This is a genomic window from Pseudomonas sp. PS02302 (assembly GCF_029959585.1).
Classification (GTDB): Bacteria; Pseudomonadota; Gammaproteobacteria; order Pseudomonadales; family Pseudomonadaceae; genus Chryseomonas; species Chryseomonas aestiva.
The window spans coordinates 1-1657 of record NZ_JASCON010000165.1 but is presented as its reverse complement, the minus strand read 5'-3'; the positions used below and the strand labels follow the sequence as shown (position 1 = coordinate 1657).

Here is a 1657-nt window from a genome sequence, read left to right as displayed (position 1 = left end):
CGGCCTGCCCTATGCCCTGACCGTGTCCATCTTCGGCGGCACCGCCGAATACCTGGCGCTGTGGTTCAAGAGCATCGGCATGGAGAGCGGCTACTACTGGTACGTGACCGGCTGCATCGCCTGCTCGCTGCTGGTCTACGTCTTTATGAAAGATACCCGCGATCACTCGCGCATCGTCCACGAATAACCGCTCATCCCTGGGTGCGGGCCTCTCGGTCATTAGATTCGGCCGTCCGGCCCGCCCCCCTTTGCCTGGGCTTTGGGGCACGCCATCGTAGTGCCACCGGCAGCGCTCACAACGGTCATTTCGCTGGCCGCTGTGGCGAGTTCGCCCCCTCCTCCCAAGCCCCGGTTACACACTCATGGAAATCGACTACGGTCCCAGCTACGCCAAACTGGGTATCCAGTTTCAATACCAGTGGAGCACCCTGCTGCGCGATGCCCTGAAGAAGCACGGCATCACCGACGCCCAGGCCAAGGCCATCTGCGGCGACTTCGCCTTCGATCTCTCCAAGCTCATCGACGAAGCCGAGATCAAGGCCGACGGCCTCTCCTATCGCCCGGTGATCGCCTTCACCGAAGACGAGGAAACCCTGCTGGTGCAGTCCGCCGAATTCGACTATCACGAAGCGGCCTATGCCACTGCAGCGGCGGCGTTCGAGAAGAAGTAGGACTTGCCGGGGGCCTGGCGCCCTCACCCCGACCCTCTCCCCCGGGGAGAGGGGGCGGTCTGGAGCGGTGCAGGGCTTCCCCTCCAGACATGAGCCTCAAGGTTGTTCCAGAGTTACTGCGATAGCGATCCGCGACGCCCGGTCCTGGCGCCCTCACCCCAATCCTCCCCCCGAGGGAAAAGGGACTGTCTGGAGCGGTGCAGGGCTTCCCCTCCAGACATGAGCCTCAAGGTTGTTCCAGAGTTACTGCGATAGCGATTCGCAACGCCCGGGCCTTGCGCCCTCACCCCGACCCTCTCTCCGAGGGAGAGGGGGCGGTCTGGAGCGGTGCAGGGCTTCCCCTCCAGACATGAGCCTCAAGGTTGTTCCAGAGTTACTGCGATAGCGATCCGCAACGCCTGGGCCTGGCGCCCTCACCCCAACCCTCTCCCCCAGGGAGAGGGGGCGGTCTGGAGCGGTGCAGGGCTTCCCCTCCAGACATGAGCCTCAAGGTTGTTCCAGAGTTACTGCGATAGCGATCCGCAACGCCCGGTCCTGGCGCCCTCACCCCAACCCTCTCCCCGAGGGAGAGGGGGCGGTCTGGAGTGGTAGCGGGCTCTTCCGCCAGATATGCGTCTTGAAGCTGTTTTCAGTGTCACTGCGATAGCGGTTCTGACTGTATGACTGTCTTTCAGCGGGTGCTGCTACACAGCTCCGCTTCGCTCCTTATTGCGCCCTCTCCCGTCGGAAGAGGGCCGGGGTGAGGGCAATGCTCTCGCCAAAGTATCAGGTAGCTGAGCCGCGCCAACTTCCTCAGCTCAACGCTCTCGAAAACCCCGTTCCAGAGCCTCGCCAACACTGTCTCTCCAGGCGATACTCCTCAGACCACCTCTCGCTCCGTACCGCCCCCTCTCCCTCCGGGAGAGGGCTGGGGTGAGGGTAACCCCCACGCCAAGCCCCCCCCCGGAAAGGCTTGCCCAGGCCCGCGTCACCCGGGGGGATTTAAA

Annotated in this window: 1 protein-coding gene and 1 pseudogene; both read left to right on the top strand. The window is 63.7% G+C overall.

Annotation, left to right across the window (positions count from 1 at the left end; all coding sequences use genetic code 11):
• Positions 1 to 187 (top strand): annotated as a pseudogene (locus tag QMX82_RS25640) (MFS transporter); the annotation flags it as partial.
• A gap of 175 nt (positions 188 to 362) precedes the next feature.
• Entirely contained in the window at positions 363 to 671 is a 309-nt protein-coding gene (locus tag QMX82_RS25635) for a hypothetical protein (RefSeq protein WP_017642364.1), read from the top strand.
• Positions 672 to 1657 lie beyond the last annotated feature (986 nt).